Origin of the sequence: Fluviicola sp., assembly GCF_029266855.1 — a bacterium.
Lineage (GTDB): Bacteria > Bacteroidota > Bacteroidia > Flavobacteriales_D > Crocinitomicaceae > Fluviicola.
Genome location: NZ_JAQSWB010000001.1, coordinates 648,272 through 664,310, shown reverse-complemented (window position 1 = coordinate 664,310; position 16,039 = coordinate 648,272). Strand labels below are relative to the sequence as shown.

Annotated in this window: 15 protein-coding genes; 2 read left to right on the top strand and 13 right to left on the bottom strand. The window is 40.1% G+C overall.

Annotated features, from left to right (window positions below; translation table 11 throughout):
• Positions 1–3 precede the first annotated feature (3 nt).
• Complete coding sequence (locus K0S23_RS03180) at positions 4–2,055, bottom strand: BatA domain-containing protein (RefSeq protein WP_300354162.1); 2,052 nt, start codon at positions 2,053–2,055, stop codon at positions 4–6.
• 195 nt (positions 2,056–2,250) lie between these two features.
• Positions 2,251–3,003, bottom strand: a complete 753-nt coding sequence (locus K0S23_RS03175; protein WP_300354160.1) for a TIGR02757 family protein — start codon at positions 3,001–3,003, stop codon at positions 2,251–2,253.
• 78 nt (positions 3,004–3,081) lie between these two features.
• Here K0S23_RS03175 and K0S23_RS03170 point away from each other — a divergent pair, with 78 nt between their 5' ends.
• On the top strand, positions 3,082–3,309 hold the full coding sequence (locus K0S23_RS03170) for a hypothetical protein (protein WP_300354157.1): 228 nt from the start codon (positions 3,082–3,084) through the stop codon (positions 3,307–3,309).
• Position 3,310: 1 nt separating this feature from the next.
• Here K0S23_RS03170 and K0S23_RS03165 read toward each other — a convergent pair whose 3' ends face one another.
• The 10 genes from K0S23_RS03165 to K0S23_RS03120 form a co-directional block, all read right to left on the bottom strand.
• Positions 3,311–3,961 carry an ABC transporter ATP-binding protein gene (locus tag K0S23_RS03165; RefSeq protein ID WP_300354154.1) on the bottom strand — a complete coding sequence of 217 codons (651 nt, stop codon included), beginning with the start codon at positions 3,959–3,961 and terminating at the stop codon, positions 3,311–3,313.
• A 107-nt stretch (positions 3,962–4,068) separates the two neighbouring features.
• The gene (locus tag K0S23_RS03160) at positions 4,069–5,283 is read right to left on the bottom strand and encodes a bifunctional 3,4-dihydroxy-2-butanone-4-phosphate synthase/GTP cyclohydrolase II (protein WP_300354151.1); all 1,215 of its coding nucleotides are present in this window, start codon (positions 5,281–5,283) and stop codon (positions 4,069–4,071) included.
• A gap of 52 nt (positions 5,284–5,335) precedes the next feature.
• Entirely contained in the window at positions 5,336–5,803 is a 468-nt protein-coding gene (locus K0S23_RS03155; protein WP_300354149.1) for a hypothetical protein, read from the bottom strand.
• A complete protein-coding gene (locus tag K0S23_RS03150; RefSeq protein ID WP_300354146.1) occupies positions 5,752–6,933 on the bottom strand; it encodes a glycosyltransferase in 1,182 nt (393 codons plus the stop codon). Before K0S23_RS03150 ends, K0S23_RS03155 begins: the two co-directional genes overlap by 52 nt.
• Complete coding sequence (locus tag K0S23_RS03145) at positions 6,923–8,089, bottom strand: glycosyltransferase family 4 protein (RefSeq protein ID WP_300354144.1); 1,167 nt, start codon at positions 8,087–8,089, stop codon at positions 6,923–6,925. Before K0S23_RS03145 ends, K0S23_RS03150 begins: the two co-directional genes overlap by 11 nt.
• Positions 8,086–9,564, bottom strand: coding sequence for an LptF/LptG family permease (locus K0S23_RS03140; RefSeq protein ID WP_300354141.1), 1,479 nt, complete (start codon positions 9,562–9,564; stop codon positions 8,086–8,088). Before K0S23_RS03140 ends, K0S23_RS03145 begins: the two co-directional genes overlap by 4 nt.
• Positions 9,565–9,593: 29 nt before the next feature.
• Entirely contained in the window at positions 9,594–10,406 is an 813-nt protein-coding gene (locus K0S23_RS03135; RefSeq protein ID WP_300354138.1) for a choice-of-anchor J domain-containing protein, read from the bottom strand.
• Between the two features lie 24 nt (positions 10,407–10,430).
• Entirely contained in the window at positions 10,431–10,895 is a 465-nt protein-coding gene (locus K0S23_RS03130) for a DUF4268 domain-containing protein (protein ID WP_300354135.1), read from the bottom strand.
• 425 nt (positions 10,896–11,320) lie between these two features.
• The gene (locus tag K0S23_RS03125) at positions 11,321–12,976 is read right to left on the bottom strand and encodes a T9SS type A sorting domain-containing protein (RefSeq protein ID WP_300354133.1); all 1,656 of its coding nucleotides are present in this window, start codon (positions 12,974–12,976) and stop codon (positions 11,321–11,323) included.
• A 398-nt stretch (positions 12,977–13,374) separates the two neighbouring features.
• Positions 13,375–13,713: a hypothetical protein gene (locus K0S23_RS03120; protein ID WP_300354130.1), complete on the bottom strand. Its 339-nt coding sequence runs from the start codon at positions 13,711–13,713 to the stop codon at positions 13,375–13,377.
• 524 nt (positions 13,714–14,237) lie between these two features.
• Here K0S23_RS03120 and K0S23_RS03115 point away from each other — a divergent pair.
• Entirely contained in the window at positions 14,238–15,491 is a 1,254-nt protein-coding gene (locus K0S23_RS03115; protein WP_300354127.1) for a hypothetical protein, read from the top strand.
• A 119-nt stretch (positions 15,492–15,610) separates the two neighbouring features.
• On the opposite strand, the gene K0S23_RS03110 is transcribed toward K0S23_RS03115, so the two are convergent.
• Positions 15,611–15,907, bottom strand: coding sequence for a hypothetical protein (locus tag K0S23_RS03110; RefSeq protein ID WP_300354125.1), 297 nt, complete (start codon positions 15,905–15,907; stop codon positions 15,611–15,613).
• Positions 15,908–16,039 lie beyond the last annotated feature (132 nt).

Genomic DNA, 16,039 nt, shown 5'->3' with positions numbered 1-16,039 from the left:
TCTTTATTTCTTGTAGAAAATTAGTAAAGCCATTTCACAAAGGACGAATATTGCTGCAAAGAAAACAAACCAAAACCATATGTCATAACTCTCTCCGATTTCCAACAGAGATGCGCTATTCCAGTTTGATCCGTCCTGAATGCTGTTTACCCGTATTCCGGCTTGTTCAAAAGCTGTTTTGATTTCTTCAGGGGTAGATTCCAGTGTTTGGGATTCGAGTCGGTTGTAGTTCATGGAAAGTGTTCCTCTCGGTTTCCCGTCTTGTGAAATACTGTAATTACCGGCTTCCAGGATTCGAATGGCTTCCAGTCCCTGAATCGAAAGATAGGATCGCTTGTTTTTGGTGAAAATGACAGGAATATAATCTATAGCACCCTGTTTTAAATGTACCGGATTTTCACTGGAAGAATTTATGTTTAAAGGATAGCTTCCGTCAGACCCGATTATCAGGTAATACGGATTTTGGCGCTGACTCAGATTTCCAACATGGAGTAAAAGTGTGGAAAACAACTGATTACTCGTAAATGTGCTGAATTCCTGTTTCAAGGAAGTGGAGAATAAATACGAATTGTTTTTCCCGGTACTCTTAACAAAGAATGGCGTTCCGTTTTGATAATTGATCAGGTTGCTTGAAAGTGTTCTCGAATTATTCATCAGGCGATAGGCTTTTGCAACCGCAGGAAGTGAAATATTTTCGGGTTTCCCTTCGAAAACTCCCTGGAAGAAGGGATCTTTGATGTTTAATTTCTGAATGCCCAAACCAACTGTTTGGGTTCCGTTTATGGAAGGTAAACTCAGTTTTTCGAGCAGGGCATTCCATCCTGTCGGAGAAACATTTGTTCCGGGAATGAGCAAAATTGAACCTTGTTCCTCATAATAAGCGGTCAACTCTGTGCTGAGATTGCTTGGAACCTGGTTTAAGCCGTTTAATACTACGAGATCAATGGATTCCAGGTTTTCCTGGGATGCCTGGTTTGTGGTGACTTCTTTGATCTTGTAGAAATCATCCAGTCCAAAAACGATGGCAACATTTTCCACGGCATCTTCACCGTTGATAATCATTACAGAACTGCTTTTCTTGACTTCGTAATTGAAAAAGAAGGAATCATCGCGGGTCATTTGTTTATCGTTGATCGCTATTTTTCCTTTTGCAACTCCTGCGTCCTGGTTGAAATAGTTTAATTGTACGGTATCCGATCCATTGGCGGGCAATTCTGCAAATAAATCGCGTTTCAATTTCCCGATCTGAACACTCACCACTGCGGATTCTATACGTTCTTTCCCTGTATTTACAACACGGATGGAAAGTGTTTGCGCAGAACCGAGTTTTTGAATCGGAGTTTCGAACCAAATGGTATCAATGTATAAGTTTCCTGTATTTTGAGGACTCAGAATGAGCGGTGAAACTGATGAAATTGATTTAAACTTTTTGTTCGGATTAATTGATTTAGTTTTTTGAAAATCAGATAAATAGATTAGGCTTGGTTTTGATTTGATGTTTCCTTCTTTTTGAGCATCTTCTACCCATTGATTCCAGTATGAAAGTATTTCCTCCTGCGAACGGTAAATAGGGGAATAATTCACTTTCGCCACCTCGTCTGTAAATTTTACTTTGGTTAGCGTCTGTTTTTCATTTCCGCTCAGTTCATTGGTAAACAAAACGTATTGGGTATTTCTCGGTGCTTTATCGACAATCGAACTTGCCAATTCTTTTGCTTGTGCCAATAATTCTCCCTGTCCACCAATTCGCGACATTGAAAAGGAATTGTCAATGTAAACCCCAATCAGCTGAGCGTCCTTTTTAGTTGCATCCGAATGTGGAAAATAGGGTTGGGCAAATGCAATGACAAGACAGGTAAAAGCCAGCATCCGCGAAATTAAGATCAGTAAATGCTTAATCTTTCTGGGATTCTTCTGTTGCTGTTCAACAGATTTTACGAAAGCAATACTGGAGAAATAGATCGTTTTGTACTTGCGAAAATGGAAAAGATGAACGAGGATTGGTACCACCAAAACCAGTAGGGCAAATAAAAATTCAGGATAAACCCATTTCATAACGCTAAGTTAATTACGAATTCCTAATTACGAATTATGAATTGTGAGAGTTTTCCCCAATTTTTGAACAATTTGTGAGCCTTTAACAGGTTTGGCTTCGACTCCCATTGACGCTTAGGTCAATGTTTTCAACACTCAGTCACCTTATCGACGCAGAAAATAGTAAAAGGTGGTTGAGCACAGTAGAAGGCACAATCATTTTAATCCCTCAAATACTCCCAGTCCGAATAACGCGAAATCGTATTTACACGGATCTTTCGGATCAAATTGCACCAGTTGTTCCTGGATTTCAGCAACACTTTTCCAGTCGTTTTGTGTGCGGGTGAGAATACCCAGTTTTCTGGCAACGTTTCCCGTGTGAACGTCCAGCGGAAGATGTAATTCAGACATTGGAATGGTATCCCAGATCCCGAAATCTACTCCAGATTCATCTTTTCGAACCATCCAGCGCAAAAACATGTTGATCCGTTTGGCTGAAGATCCTTTTAGCGGATTAGCAAGGTGTTTGTGGGTTCTGTCGGGAAAAGGTTCCTGTGTAAATGCATTCCGGAATGAGATGATCCGCCCTTGTACACCCGGAATTTCGGGATGGGATTTAAAGGCCTGTTCCAGCCCGCCTTGTTGATAGATGCGCTGTAATGAAACGAAAAAGGCATTCAGGTCATCGCTGTTGAAAGTGCGGTGAACAAAGGAATGCTTTTGTTCCTGGTAGTTTCTTACGTACTCATAAGGCTTAAAATCCATGATATCGAGCAAACGCTGGCCACTTTTGATAATTGCAGTGCGATTCCCCCAAGCAAGTGTCGAAATCAGGAATGCGCTGATCTCAATGTCTTCTTTCCGGTCAAATTGCTTTGGAATCTGAATCGGATCGCTTTGAATAAAGTCCGGCTTGTTGTATTCAAGTACCTTATTGTTCAAATAATCAATAAGTTGAGTTTGGTTCATTTTTTCCAAAAAAATATAATTTATAGCTGTATCTGTTTTTCAATTACTAAATTAATAGTTCATTCAAAATGCTGTCTTATGAGAACGATAATTTATTTGCTTGCATTCTCCACAGGTATTTCCATGTGTTTGTTATCAGCCTCTTCCTGCAGGATAAAAAAGAAAGGCAATTGTTATTGCAAATTCGTTAGTGGTGACCGAACACATTATGATTTGACATCTTTACCCCGAAATGAACAGGAGGATTCATGCAGTGTAATTGATAACAATGCAGAAGCATATGGAGGAAGTTGTAAGCTGAAATAGTTTATTTCAATGATCCGTCTGCCATCACAATACTTCTGTCGGCCATTTCTGCAAGCAGGTTGTTGTGAGTAACAATTACAAATGTCTGACCGAACTCTTTTCGGAGGTCGAAGAATAATTGATGCAGTTCCGCGGCATTTTTAGAATCGAGGTTTCCGGAAGGTTCATCTGCAAAAATAATGTCCGGTTCGTTCATGAGTGCTCTTGCGACTGCCACGCGCTGCTGTTCTCCACCCGAAAGTGCTGCAGGTTGATGATTTTCACGGTCGCGCAGCCCTAATTTGTTTAATAAGTGCTTTGCGCGTTCCTTGGATTCGTTCATCCCTTTACCGCCGATCAAAGCGGGCATGATCACGTTTTCCAAAGCAGTGAATTCCGGCAATAACTGGTGGAACTGGAAAATAAAACCGATCTTCTGGTTTCTGAATTCGGCTAATCCTTTCGAACTTAGAGAAAAGGGATTTACCCCGTTTAATGTCAAAATACCGGAATCCGGCTTGTCCAGGGTTCCCAAAATCTGCAGCAGGGTAGTCTTTCCAGCCCCGGAAGATCCGACAATCGAAACAATCTCACCGGACTGTATTTCCAGGTCAATTCCTTTCAATACATCTAGCTGGCCGTATTTCTTTTGGATTCCTTTTGCAACAAGCATCTTCTTGATATTAATATTCCTAAATCTGTGCTATTGGTTGATCTGTATCAAACAAAAGTTGCGTATTGCTGCACTAACGTTTGCAAAATCAAAAGCTGAGCTTTTTCTTATTTATCCAATTTAATCGAGTGTCCCATTTTGTCGACCTTTGTTTGTAAGTAGCCCTCATTGTGAGCATTTCGACCAACTTCAATAGCAACATTTTCAATGATCTCCAATCCGTAACCGACCAAACCGGTACGTTTCTTTGGATTATTGGACATTAAGCGGATCTTAGAGATTCCAAGATCATGCAATATTTGTGCTCCGATACCGTATTCGCGTTCATCGGATTTGAAACCTAATTTTAAGTTAGCTTCAACCGTATCGTATCCTTCTTCCTGTAACTTATAAGCTTTTAGCTTGTTCAAAAGCCCGATTCCACGTCCTTCCTGGTTCAGGTAAACAATTGCTCCTTTACCTTCTGCTTCGATCATTTGCATCGAGTGGTGCAGTTGAGGACCACAGTCACAACGGCAAGAACCAAAAATATCTCCAGTTAAACAGGAAGAGTGCATGCGAACCAAAACAGGTTCGTTTGGCTCCCAGCTTCCTTTTACCAATGCCAAATGTTCCTGGCCGTTTGATTTTACCGAGAAGGCCACCAGTTTGAAATCACCGAATTCAGTAGGCATATCTACTTCAACCTCACGGGAGATCAATGATTCGTTTTTCATTCGGTAAGCGATCAGATCGGCAATTGAGATCAATTTCAGATCAAACCTTTTCGCTATTTCAAACAATTGTGGCAAACGCGACATCGATCCGTCTTCATTCAGGATCTCAACAAGGATTCCTGCAGGCTTGAAACCGGCCAAACGTGCAAGGTCAACTGCTGCTTCTGTATGGCCTGTGCGCTGTAAAACACCACCTTTCTTCGCACGAAGCGGAAAAATGTGTCCCGGACGACCTAAATCTTCCGGTCTCGTTTCATCTGAAACCAATGCTTTGATGGTCTTGGCGCGGTCAAAAACCGAAATTCCTGTAGTACATCCATGACCGATCAGGTCAACAGAAACAGTAAATTGCGTTTCGTGCAATACGGTGTTATTCGTAACCATAAGGTTTAATTCCAGTTCGTTACATCTTGATTCGGTGAGAGGAGTACAAATGAGTCCTCTTCCGTGAGTAGCCATGAAATTGATCATTTCAGGAGTTACCATTTCAGCAGCGGCAATGAAGTCTCCCTCGTTCTCACGGTCTTCATCATCCACAACAATAATAACTTTTCCGGCTTTTATATCTTCAATCGCTTCTTCGATTGTATTTAACTTTCCTGACATAAGGTTTAATAAAGTACCACAAATTTACTTCGAATTCTGCAATAGCGGTAAACTATTTAACTTTTTTAAAGGTAAAGAAGATGCCGTTGGGATCGTTTTTCACGTTTTCAATCCAAACAGACATTTTATTGGCTCGGGGTTTGGCGTAATTAATCCTTTTTGGGAAAGGATTCTGGTTGTTCACAAATGTTAATGTGTCTTCGTTTTGGTAGTTTTCACAGGTGAAGATCAAGGTGTCTTTTTGAATGATTATCTGGTACTGCAGGACATTGTCTTTTTCAAAGATCCGGAGTTGTTCTTTTTGGAACTTATTTTCGTAGTACATATAGTTTTCGCCATAGATACAGTGATCCCGAAGTTTCCAGTTTTCATGAATGGTTTCGTTATCCAGGGATGTTATCCACTTGCCCTTGATCCAGCCAGGTAAATTGTTTTTATCCGAACAAGCTGAAAGAATCAGCAGGATCACTAAGAATGTGGGTGCAATAGTTTTAACAGTTTTGAAGTTTGTTTTTCCCATGAATACAATAGTTCAATATAGTATTTGCCATTCTTTGCAATAGAACTAAAATTACCTTCTATAACTAAAACCTGGGTTATTTTTTCGACAAAGCTATCGATATCTTCTGCCAACAGGATGTTTTCGCCGTCTATGCCACCCAAGGCATTGTTAGACAATGGAGTAGTAATGCAGGGAAGTCCGCTGGCCATTGCTTCCAATAACTTGTTTTGAAGTCCTGTTCCGATGAAAAGCGGCGCTACAAACACCCGTGAACGTTGATAACTGATACGGATGTCATCGACCCAGCCGGTAACGGTGATGTGCTTTGATTGCAGTTCCAGTATCCGTTTTGCAGGACTTGCCCCGGAAAGAAGCAATCTACAGTTTATCCCGTTTTTATGGAGGCGGGGAAGAATCTCTTCTGCCAGGCAAACAGCTGCTTCAATATTCGGTGCGTAGGAAAAATTTCCTGTGAAGACCAGCTCGTAATCCTTTTCAACGGGTAGAACTTCGAAGAAAGATTCGTCGATTCCGTTCCGAATAATAACAATGTCCTGGTTATCCGGATGATAGATTAGTTTTCGGTCCTGCTCGGAAATAATTGTTTTGTGTTCGAAGTAATCGAAAATGCGACGTTCGTATTGCTTTAAACGTTTGCTTTCCAGGCGATAAAACCACTTTTTATACCATGATTCGGTTTGGATCCTGCGTTCCATTCCTTTCGAAAGCGCATCCATATAATCGAGCGTCTTGGGGATCAGATGTTCGTTCTTTACATATTCCGAAACACGGATCAATTGACAGTAAATGTGTTTTGGTTTCGACTGGGCTATGATCGCTTTAATCTTCCTGTGGATGGATTTGCGGTAAAAATAATGAACCTGTAATGGTTTTGATCCGAGGATCGTTTTCAACAGCTGGAATAGCAATCCTGCTTTGGTGAGTTTAAAAATGTGAATTTGGTCACAAAACTGATTCACTATTTGCTGATGCTGTGCCGGAACCGGGATATCGGTAGTGCAGATCAGCGTTACATTAAATTCTTTCGAAAGTTCTTTGAGTTGGTAGAAAGCCCTCAGTTTATCTCCTTTTTCCAGGGGATAGGGAAAACGGGAAACAATAAATAGAATGTTTTCTTTAGATTCCAAAAGTGCTTTTCATTAATGCTGTACAATTGTCAAAACTATGAACTTTTGAGATATAATCACGCGATGTGTTTCCAACTTCTTGCCTTAGCTGCTCGTTTTCATGGAATTTAAGTATCATCTCAACAAAGGATTCCGCAGTGTCGGCAATTTGAATCCCCGATTTTGAAATGTCGATTCCTGAAGCACCCAGTTTGGTTGTAATACAGGGAATTCCAAGTGCCATAGCTTCCAGCAGTTTGATCCTGATCCCGCTTCCGGATAGGATAGGGGTGACCAGTGTTCCCGATTTTGCCATGAATGCATTGCTGTCTTTTACCCATCCGAGCACTTCAATGGAATTGGTAGCATGGAAACCGAAATGTTCACTTTTGGATCCGGCAATTCTCAACTTGAATTCGGATATTTTCGGATTGATCCAGATTTTCTTTACCAAATAATTGACCGCTTCCTGGTTGGGTTTCCAGTCCATAGATCCGAGATGGAAAAAATCTTTGTTTTTGTAATCCACTTCAATTTCGGGACTTAAACTGACGGAAACGGGAAGCAGCAAAGCATTTTTATGATCTGTATGCCTGGTGATCCAATGGCGGTCTTCTTCAGAAATAGCCCAAATAACATCTGCCTTGTTCAGTATTTCCGTTTCTTCTTTTCGTAAGGTCTTCTCCAGTTTTCGCAGGTAAAAGCGTTTCAAAACAGAAACTTCCAGGCTGGCGTGCAATTTCCAGATCTCGGATTCGATGTTGTGGGAACGAATGATAACCGGGGCCAGATCATTAAAATCGAAATGACTTAATTGAGCGGCAGCAAATAAGCTGTCACAAACAATGTAATCGTATTTTTCGCTTAGTTTCTTGGCAATTTCCCGGTAAAGTTTTTCGGATTTGAACCTGGAAAGGTTGTAATTCTTCCGTTGGATGAAATTTACCAGGGCGCTTGTAGCTTTGAGTTCCGTATTTATCCGGACAACCGTTATTTTCTTTAAGTATTGCTTTAAGATGCGCTCGGATTCCTTTGTGTAGGGATGCTTATATGTTTCCAGGATAATACCGTCCACTTCTGCAACCTGGCTCAGACCTTTCAGGCATTCCATCATGGCAAAGCATCCTCCGTCGATGATCGGAGCGGGAGATTTCGGTGCGATGTATAAGACTCTCATCTTCTTCTTCCGAAAGTTAAGATATAACGCCAGAGTTTCCTGTCAAAAACTCCCAGGTCATTTGCTGCTGCAACCATCAGGATACAGGCGATGGGGATCAAAACAGCAGTTGGCAGCCACATTCCCCAGAAAGGTGAAAGCACACCGGAACCTGCAAGATTTTGACCAACGCTGAATAGTACGAAGTAAACCATGAAAAGTAATGCGGCAATAACTACCGGGGCACCGAATCCGCCTTTTCGCACAATAGCACCCAGGGGAGCGCCAACAAAGAACAAAACAATGATTGCTCCCGAAAGCGCGAACTTACGATGGAATTCGATTTGATACTGCTCGTAATTCAATTTAAAGGCTCTCAGGAATTCTGCCTGTTCTTCGGCTGTTCCGACCATGCTGCGCGCGCTGACAATAGCTGCGTTCACGGCTGCAACCCGCTCTTTTTTTGTCAGGTCGGAAAGTTTGATGATTTTTGAAGGAATGGCCTGCAACTGCTCAATCTCATTGGCGACTTTAGGCTTGCCCAGGTTTGATTTAGGTAGACCCTCAAAGTTGATAGACTGGCTGAAGGGCCTGTTATTTAAGTTGGTTTTCCCGAAATCGGATAAAAATTTGTCTTGTTTCCGCTGCAGGGAATCTTTTGCTTCATTGATCTGGAATACATTGAGCATTTCGTAGTCATTCTTGAAAAGCTCTTCATCCGATTTGTTCAGGTCAAATCCAACCAGCTCCATTTTATAAGTTGCAGCTTTGAATTGGGTAGTTCTGCTCGGTCTGAAATCACCAGTGTGGAATGGCTGTCCCTGGTTCGTGAAAACGGGTGCCTGGGCTTGTAATTCTTCGTGTACAATTCCGTTTGAGAGGTGAAATAACAGGTATTTTCCGTTATCACCCTTATAAACTGTTCCTGAATCTGCTTTTACAGTTTTTAAAATATTCGGATCGGTGTAATCGTGGATCGTAATGCCGTAAAAGGTATTGTCGTTGCCGGATTTAACCTTGATAGCGTATCCGTCAATTTCTTTGGAATAAGAACCAGGGGTAAGCAGCATTCCGACTTTTGTTTCCTGTATATCAAAAATGATGGTGTGCCACTTTAAATTGGCAACCGGAATGACGTAATTGGAGAAAAAGAAAGTGGCTACAGCGATCAGGACAACAGTTTGTGTCAAAGGTCTCAGGATCCGGAATAAGGATAATCCGGAGGATTTAAGGGCGGTTAATTCGTTGTTTTCAGCAAGGTTCCCGAGTGTCATAATAGAACTCAGAAGAATGGCAAGGGGAAGAGCAAGTGGAATCAAACTCGCGGAAACGTAAAACATCAACTCAATGATTACTCCGACACTCAATCCTTTTCCCATCAGATCATCGATATACACCCAGGTAAACTGCATGATGAGCATGACCATGGAAATGAAGAAGGTCACAACAAAGGGACCGGCGAAGGATTGTATGCTAAAAACAGTGAGTCTTTTCAAAGTTTATACGGTTTGTTAGCGTTCCTTTTTTAGAGCTTATGGACGCGTTTTGTAATTTGTTGTCCGTTGCTTGTTGTTATCTGAACCAGGTAAATTCCCTGGTTAAAACTGTTCATTGAGATCGGGTTTGCTTTTTCCTGCGAATAGATCAGTGTTCCTGAAGTACTGTAAATAGCAACCTGCTTCAAATCGGCAGAAGAGAAATGGATCAGATCACTTGTCGGATTGGGATAAATGTTTACATCCGTTTGAAGGAATTGTTCGTCCAATGCCAAAGGATCGTCCTTACGCAGATTAATACTGTCCAGGAACAATTGGAATCCGCCCTGTGTTTCCAAAACGAATGCAATGTGAACGGTTTCGTTGTTACTGTATCCGTATTCATCCAGGTTTAGTTCATGTTGTGCCCATTCTTCCAATTCAAATTCAACACGAAGTAAAGTATCGGTAAAGCTTGCAATTTGCGTATCAGTTGTAGAAATGAGTACTCTATAGCTATCCGGGTAACTCGGGTCGTAAGAACGCGCGTTCCATTTCAGGTAGTTCCCGAAGCTTCCGATCGTGATAGGTGGGGAGATCAGCCAGCGATCTGCTTTCTGGGCTACGGTAAAATAGGATGTTGCAGCTGCAACGGTATCGGAAGTATTGTTTGGATCGGCAATTGAGATCCAGCCCGGTGAAAATTCACTGACAGTTGTGTCTTCAATATACGGATCGTTTTTTATAATCGTCCAGTTGGCAGGAATTCCCTGTTGGAAATCCTCATCCAGGATGGTTGTTTGAGCATTGGCAGAAAGCGCTGAAACGAACAGGCTTGAAAGAAGGGCAATTTGTTTTAACATAAGGCAAAAATACAAAGACTTTAGCTACATTGCTAGATTTATGAGGATATCCTTAAATTCCTGGTAAAAGGCATCAAAATGAATTAAACGGTCAGCTAAATAGTTTATTATTTCGGGGTGATCTTCGGGCTTATAAAAGTTCAGGTCGGAGCGTTCCCATACGATGCGGTTAAAGATAGGAACAGTAGGTGTACTGGCATTTTCAATCCAGATACCCTCGGTTCCCATTTCCTGCTCCATCACGAGCTTCAATTCATACAGCTGTTCCCACAAAATCTGGCGTACACCTGCATCTTTTCCCTGGATATCAAAGGTGAGGCGCGCTCCCTTCCCGTCGGCGTCCACACGGATATAAATGTCTTTTACTTCGGAGGGGTAAGCCAGCCAGTTCATTCTGCGACCGTTGGAAGAACGCGTTTTCTGCATCTGAACCTTGAATTGGTTCCAGAAATCGGTTTTTAGTTGTTTTAGCTCTTCCTTGGAATACATCTTTTGTAAACTTTGCTGCAAAGATACATTTGTAATTGAGGTATGAAAGTTTGGTGATTTCGTTTTAACAACTTGTAACTAATTCCGGGTTTGTTTTATAGCTGAAAGCCTGTATTTACAAGGGCTGTTCGCAATATCGCGAACATGCAACGAAAGCAGCTAAAAGACCAAAAAGTAACCGCAAAGCAGCAAAGACGAAAAAAGATCAGGGGATTGTTGTAAAAAACATTGCGTTCTCCACATTTCCATAGTCAAAAATCTGCATCAATTCCTTGTCCATAAAGGGCTGTTCGCAATATCGCGAACATGCAACTAAAGTAGCTAAAGGACCAAAAAAAACGCAGAGAAGCAAAGAACACAAAGGGGATTGTTATAAAACATTGCGTTCTCCGCGTCTCTGCGGTTAAAAGAAAAATAGTTAACAGTTACTCAAAAAGTAGTTTACCCGTTCCTGTTTTTCCGTCCTTGCTTTCCACTTTCAAGATCGCAATTCCTTTATAATCTGCATCTATTTCAATTTGCGTAATGCCTTCGGAAACTTCACCCTGATAAAGTATCCTTCCGTCCAGGGAAATTAACTGGATGCTTGCTGCTTCCTCTATATTAACGACGAAGTGCTTATTCGTAACCGGGTTTGGATATGCTGAAAAGTCCTGTTCTCCGTAAAATTCTTCAACAGCCAGGTTGTTCGCAGGACCATAAATCAGCTGTAAAATGTAAATACTGCCTTTCGTGGCTCCTGCAAGCGGGTTCCGGTATCCTGTCAGGATGATTTTATTGCTCTTTAAATCAATATCCATGAAATTTGCCAGTTTCCCGTTCCAGCCTGATGTACCAACCATTCCATGATCGAAGGTCATATAGCCGTTGCCATTGAACCCTGTATTTAACTGGCCTTGTGCATTCATACTTGCGATCAGACCTTTGTTTTGATAATTTCCGCTCACATAATTGGTAGTGAATCCACAGATCAAAAATTCATTCGGACTTTTTTCAATGATCTTATTAAAGAAGGTTGCGCTGTCCTGTACGAAATCAAAGTTGGAGAATCCGTTGGGAACACTCATATCCATTGATCCGCTTGTGTTTACAAAAGCTACAAATCCTCTGTTCGCCCGACCATATCCGCTAAAATAGAAGTTGTTTATTGGCATATTATAACCTGTAACAAGCAGTTTTCCGGTGCTGGATAGCATAATAGCAGCTGCTTCGTCTGTATTATCCGTTCCAAAACGGAAAAGTCCGTTGGTACCGAATGTCAGATCGGGTGTACCGTTCGGATTTAATTTAAAGATCGCATTATCCGTATAATTGGCAGAATCATAGGTATAGGTAGTTGTATTCCAGGTGTCTGTTCTCAATAATCCGTAAGCTTCGCCATTTGGTCCGATAGCCATGTCGATAAAACGTGATCTCGGAACATTTGTTAATGAGAAAACACCGTTTGTTCCATATGTATTATCCGGGAAACCATCGGGTTTCAGGCGCACAATTGCAGGTTTTCCGCCAGGACCAGTTCCTCCGACCATAAACTTTCCGTCAGGAAGGATCTGAAATCTTTTGGGAATAGAACCGGTACCGGTAGTTCCGAAGACGTGATTAGACAATAAATGACCGTTGACTCCAAATGTAGAGTCAAGACTTCCGTTTGTGTTTAAACGCATCATAACAAACTGACTTGCTCCGCAAATTCCGTTGATACAGTATTCGGATTCACCGACCAATACAATTTTCCCGTCCGCCTGAATTTCCACATCGTATCCCTGACTATCTTGTCCGCAGAAAGTGTTGACAGCCCCATTTACTCCAAATCCTGGATCCGGCATTCCGTTTGGCATATAGCGGTAGATGTGCATCGCCAAATCCGGAGTATTTGGATCTCTTCTCAATACCGTAACAATTTTCCCGTCCGCCTGGATGGCAGAAGCATAGGCACTTCCTAAGTTTCCTTCACTGTTTGAATTGGGGCCCAGGTAGGGGAGGTAGCCATTCGTATTGAATGTCAAATCAAGTTGTTGCGCGAAAGTATTCATCGTGAAAAGGGATGAACACGCCGCAATTACCAGTAAACTTTTCTTCATATTTTTTAAGTATTTAGTATTGGGTTCTGAAGAAAGACTCCGATTTAACGCGAAAAGTTTGATGGAAACTGCACTTTTTTTGATTGATTTATCAATAGATGATATTTGCTTGAAGGGTGATTTCGATCTAACGACTCGTAACGAATTTAGCTTCATTTTTCAGGCTAAAAGCCTGTATTTATAAGGGCTGTTCGCAATATCGCGAACATGCAACTAAAAGCTTAAAGAACACAAAGGAAATTTCTCCACATTTCTGGATACAAAAAACTTTTATCAATAGATAATTCTCGTTTGGGACACAATTTCTATTTAACATAACTCAGAAATCGCGAATTTTCCCAATTACGGGTTACGAATGAGATGTGAAGTAATTGCTACTAGGGGTTCGGAATCCGCAATTAATACCGAATGTATTCCTCACGTAATTGATCAATTTCCGCTTGGTCAGCTGAATCCTTGGTTTGTAATTCATCTAATCGTTTGGTAACTGGTTCAATAATCGTATGAAGTCTAAGCAATTTGTCAGATTCGGTTTCTGCTATTTTTTCTTTGTCGTTTTGATATTCTGTCATGGCAGATTCTAAAAACGCTTCGTCCCGAATTTCCTGTGCTGATCGCTTTTCAATCCCTTGTTCCAATTCGTGTATTCGCTGTTTGATTTCGGATTTTCTGTTCGCATTGAAATTACAGCTTACCAGGACAGTTATTAAAGCAATTAGTAATACGAAATTTTTCATAGATTGAATTATTCTACAATAGTAAAAAAATATCCTGCGTCAGAATGAATTATTCCGTACAAATTCCCATGCAAAAAATTCTGTGCGATTCTCAGGAAGCAGAATTTCGGATGTTTTAATTTTTTAGGATTTAATTATTTGCCGACGATTGTACGAAAAGAAAATTCTGCGCGATTCTCAGTGATTTGATTTTAATCAGAATTCAATAGTTGTGAACGATTACGCAGCCGGAGAATTCCAGACGATTCTCAGAGTGAAGATTGAATGAGTGTAATTGGATAGAATAGGGAGATCCGAACAATCTCAATTCATTCGCGTTAGAATAACTTGCATAATATCTATTTAACATAATATTAATTATAGGACAAGAGAAGCGATAGCTTCGAGAAAGCTAAAGCGTTAGCGCTGTTGTGGTGGTTAATTTAAATTGTGGAATCCGGTTATTTTAAAATGTGGAATTCAAAAAAGAGTTATGTTTGCTTAAACATTGTTCACTCACTGAATTAGAATATCCCAATTAGAACATGGAAGATACTTATTTAGATACTCTAGGATTCTATGAACCGAACTGGTTCTTTATGTATGTTTCTGGAATTCCCGCCGATTTAAAATTAGATTTTGATCGTTTTAGTAACAAACAAAATGGACTTTACCTTCACGAATACGGACACTATTTACAAAATATAACTACTCTATCTGGAGTTTTGAACGCTATTGAATATTATGAGTTTACACATAATATTAGAGTGAGATCCGAAAAATTAGACACCATCAATTTGCCTTTTACTAACAAATCGATTAGAAGCGAATATGAGCAAAAGAGGTTAAATAGATTCAAGTTATTTAGAGGAGACTACTATGATGTTTTAGGTATTACCGACTATGATTATTTTGAAGTATCAACTCATTATGAGTTAGAAACAAAAGGAACTCGTAAACTCAGTTTTTATAAGAATAGTACATTATTAAAGAGATATAATTTTGGAAATTTAGCGGTAAAGGAGGGAATGTCACGCGCATTACAAATTGTATTTGATAAAGAACCTGGGCATCCCTTTTATCCTTATAAAATGGTTCAATGTGTAGTTGATAAATATTGCCCCAAATTATCTAATAATCCAATCGAGATTGCCGCTCTTTGCAGTTTGGCATTAAACTTTGAGAATGCTGGACATCATTTTTTTCGTTTAGTGATCGACTATAATAATGCTGATATTTCGATGAAGGAGTTTATTCATCAAGAGTTCTCTCGTAAACTGGATATCAGCGATGGTTCGGGGCTAACAATCAAAGAGCTTCTAATTCAATCAATTGAAAAATTGAGAAGTACAATTCATTTTCTTTTGGGATCTAAAGTTAAATATATTGATAGCTTATTTGATAATATAATTGCTATCGAAAAGGCTCACGATTTATTATTTTATGATCTTTTGAGTGACCCTAACATACCTCTAGTATCAAAACTAAACGAGCTTAAAGGCTACTACGGTGTACCTTTAATTCAACTTGAGGATTTAACTTGGATTTTCCCTGTTGCAGATACTCCTTCCGGAGTTGCGGAAGAACTTGTTGAATTAAGAACAATCAAGGTATTGTTGGATAGATTGTTTGAAGTGGAAGGTAGAAAAGAATGCCGTTATATTCCAATGTGTGATATGAAACAAGAGTTTATTACAGATGACTGTTGTTATGAGAAGCAATGGCTCAGAGAAACAATCTGTCCACTTACACAAATGTTGGAATATTGGAAAATAAGAGATCAGTTGTCTAAGTCTTAGAAGATCAAGATAATATGGAGAAACAAAAAAAGGTCTAATCCTATTTTCTTGGAAATTGGTAGGAATCTAAAAATGGACAACAGCATATGTTGTCCATTTTATTTTAAAACCACTGGTTACTATTGAAAATCTGGAGAGTCAGAACTGTAATGCAAAGTGTAATCTATATTTTCCTGAGTTTCTTTCATTCCATTAATATTGATTAAAGCGATGAATGAAACTAAACCCGATGATCCCGAAGGATAAAAGGTTAAACCTTCATTTGGGAATATTTTATCATGAACATGGTGTTTCATGATTGATTCCATTTCAAAAAGTTCTTTAGCATTTTGAGGAGATGAATGTGATGTTACAATTGCCCCTGTAATTTTTGCATCATCTTCATAGAGTTTTTTAATTGTAATTCGAATTTTCATAAATAGTGAATATTTGGTTGCAGCTAATATACTGTTTTAGTTTGATTTAAAGAACGCCATTTTAAGACTTGAAAGAATAAAAGTTGGAGCCTGTTTTAATTGAAGTAAAAACCTTAGCCCTTCCCTTCTGCC

Excerpts from the sequence above, each read along its gene's own strand:
- K0S23_RS03165 (WP_300354154.1), bottom strand. The coding sequence starts at position 3,961 with ATGCTTGTTGCAAAAGGAATCCAAAAGAAATACGGCCAGCTAGATGTA.
- K0S23_RS03110 (WP_300354125.1), bottom strand. The coding sequence starts at position 15,907 with ATGAAAATTCGAATTACAATTAAAAAACTCTATGAAGATGATGCAAAA.
- K0S23_RS03130 (WP_300354135.1), bottom strand. The coding sequence starts at position 10,895 with ATGTATTCCAAGGAAGAGCTAAAACAACTAAAAACCGATTTCTGGAAC.
- K0S23_RS03175 (WP_300354160.1), bottom strand. The coding sequence starts at position 3,003 with ATGAACCAAACTCAACTTATTGATTATTTGAACAATAAGGTACTTGAA.
- K0S23_RS03120 (WP_300354130.1), bottom strand. The coding sequence starts at position 13,713 with ATGAAAAATTTCGTATTACTAATTGCTTTAATAACTGTCCTGGTAAGC.
- K0S23_RS03115 (WP_300354127.1), top strand. The coding sequence starts at position 14,238 with ATGGAAGATACTTATTTAGATACTCTAGGATTCTATGAACCGAACTGG.
- K0S23_RS03135 (WP_300354138.1), bottom strand. The coding sequence starts at position 10,406 with ATGTTAAAACAAATTGCCCTTCTTTCAAGCCTGTTCGTTTCAGCGCTT.
- K0S23_RS03160 (WP_300354151.1), bottom strand. The coding sequence starts at position 5,283 with ATGTCAGGAAAGTTAAATACAATCGAAGAAGCGATTGAAGATATAAAA.
- K0S23_RS03145 (WP_300354144.1), bottom strand. The coding sequence starts at position 8,089 with ATGAGAGTCTTATACATCGCACCGAAATCTCCCGCTCCGATCATCGAC.
- K0S23_RS03155 (WP_300354149.1), bottom strand. The coding sequence starts at position 5,803 with ATGGGAAAAACAAACTTCAAAACTGTTAAAACTATTGCACCCACATTC.
- K0S23_RS03180 (WP_300354162.1), bottom strand. The coding sequence starts at position 2,055 with ATGAAATGGGTTTATCCTGAATTTTTATTTGCCCTACTGGTTTTGGTG.
- K0S23_RS03170 (WP_300354157.1), top strand. The coding sequence starts at position 3,082 with ATGAGAACGATAATTTATTTGCTTGCATTCTCCACAGGTATTTCCATG.
- K0S23_RS03125 (WP_300354133.1), bottom strand. The coding sequence starts at position 12,976 with ATGAAGAAAAGTTTACTGGTAATTGCGGCGTGTTCATCCCTTTTCACG.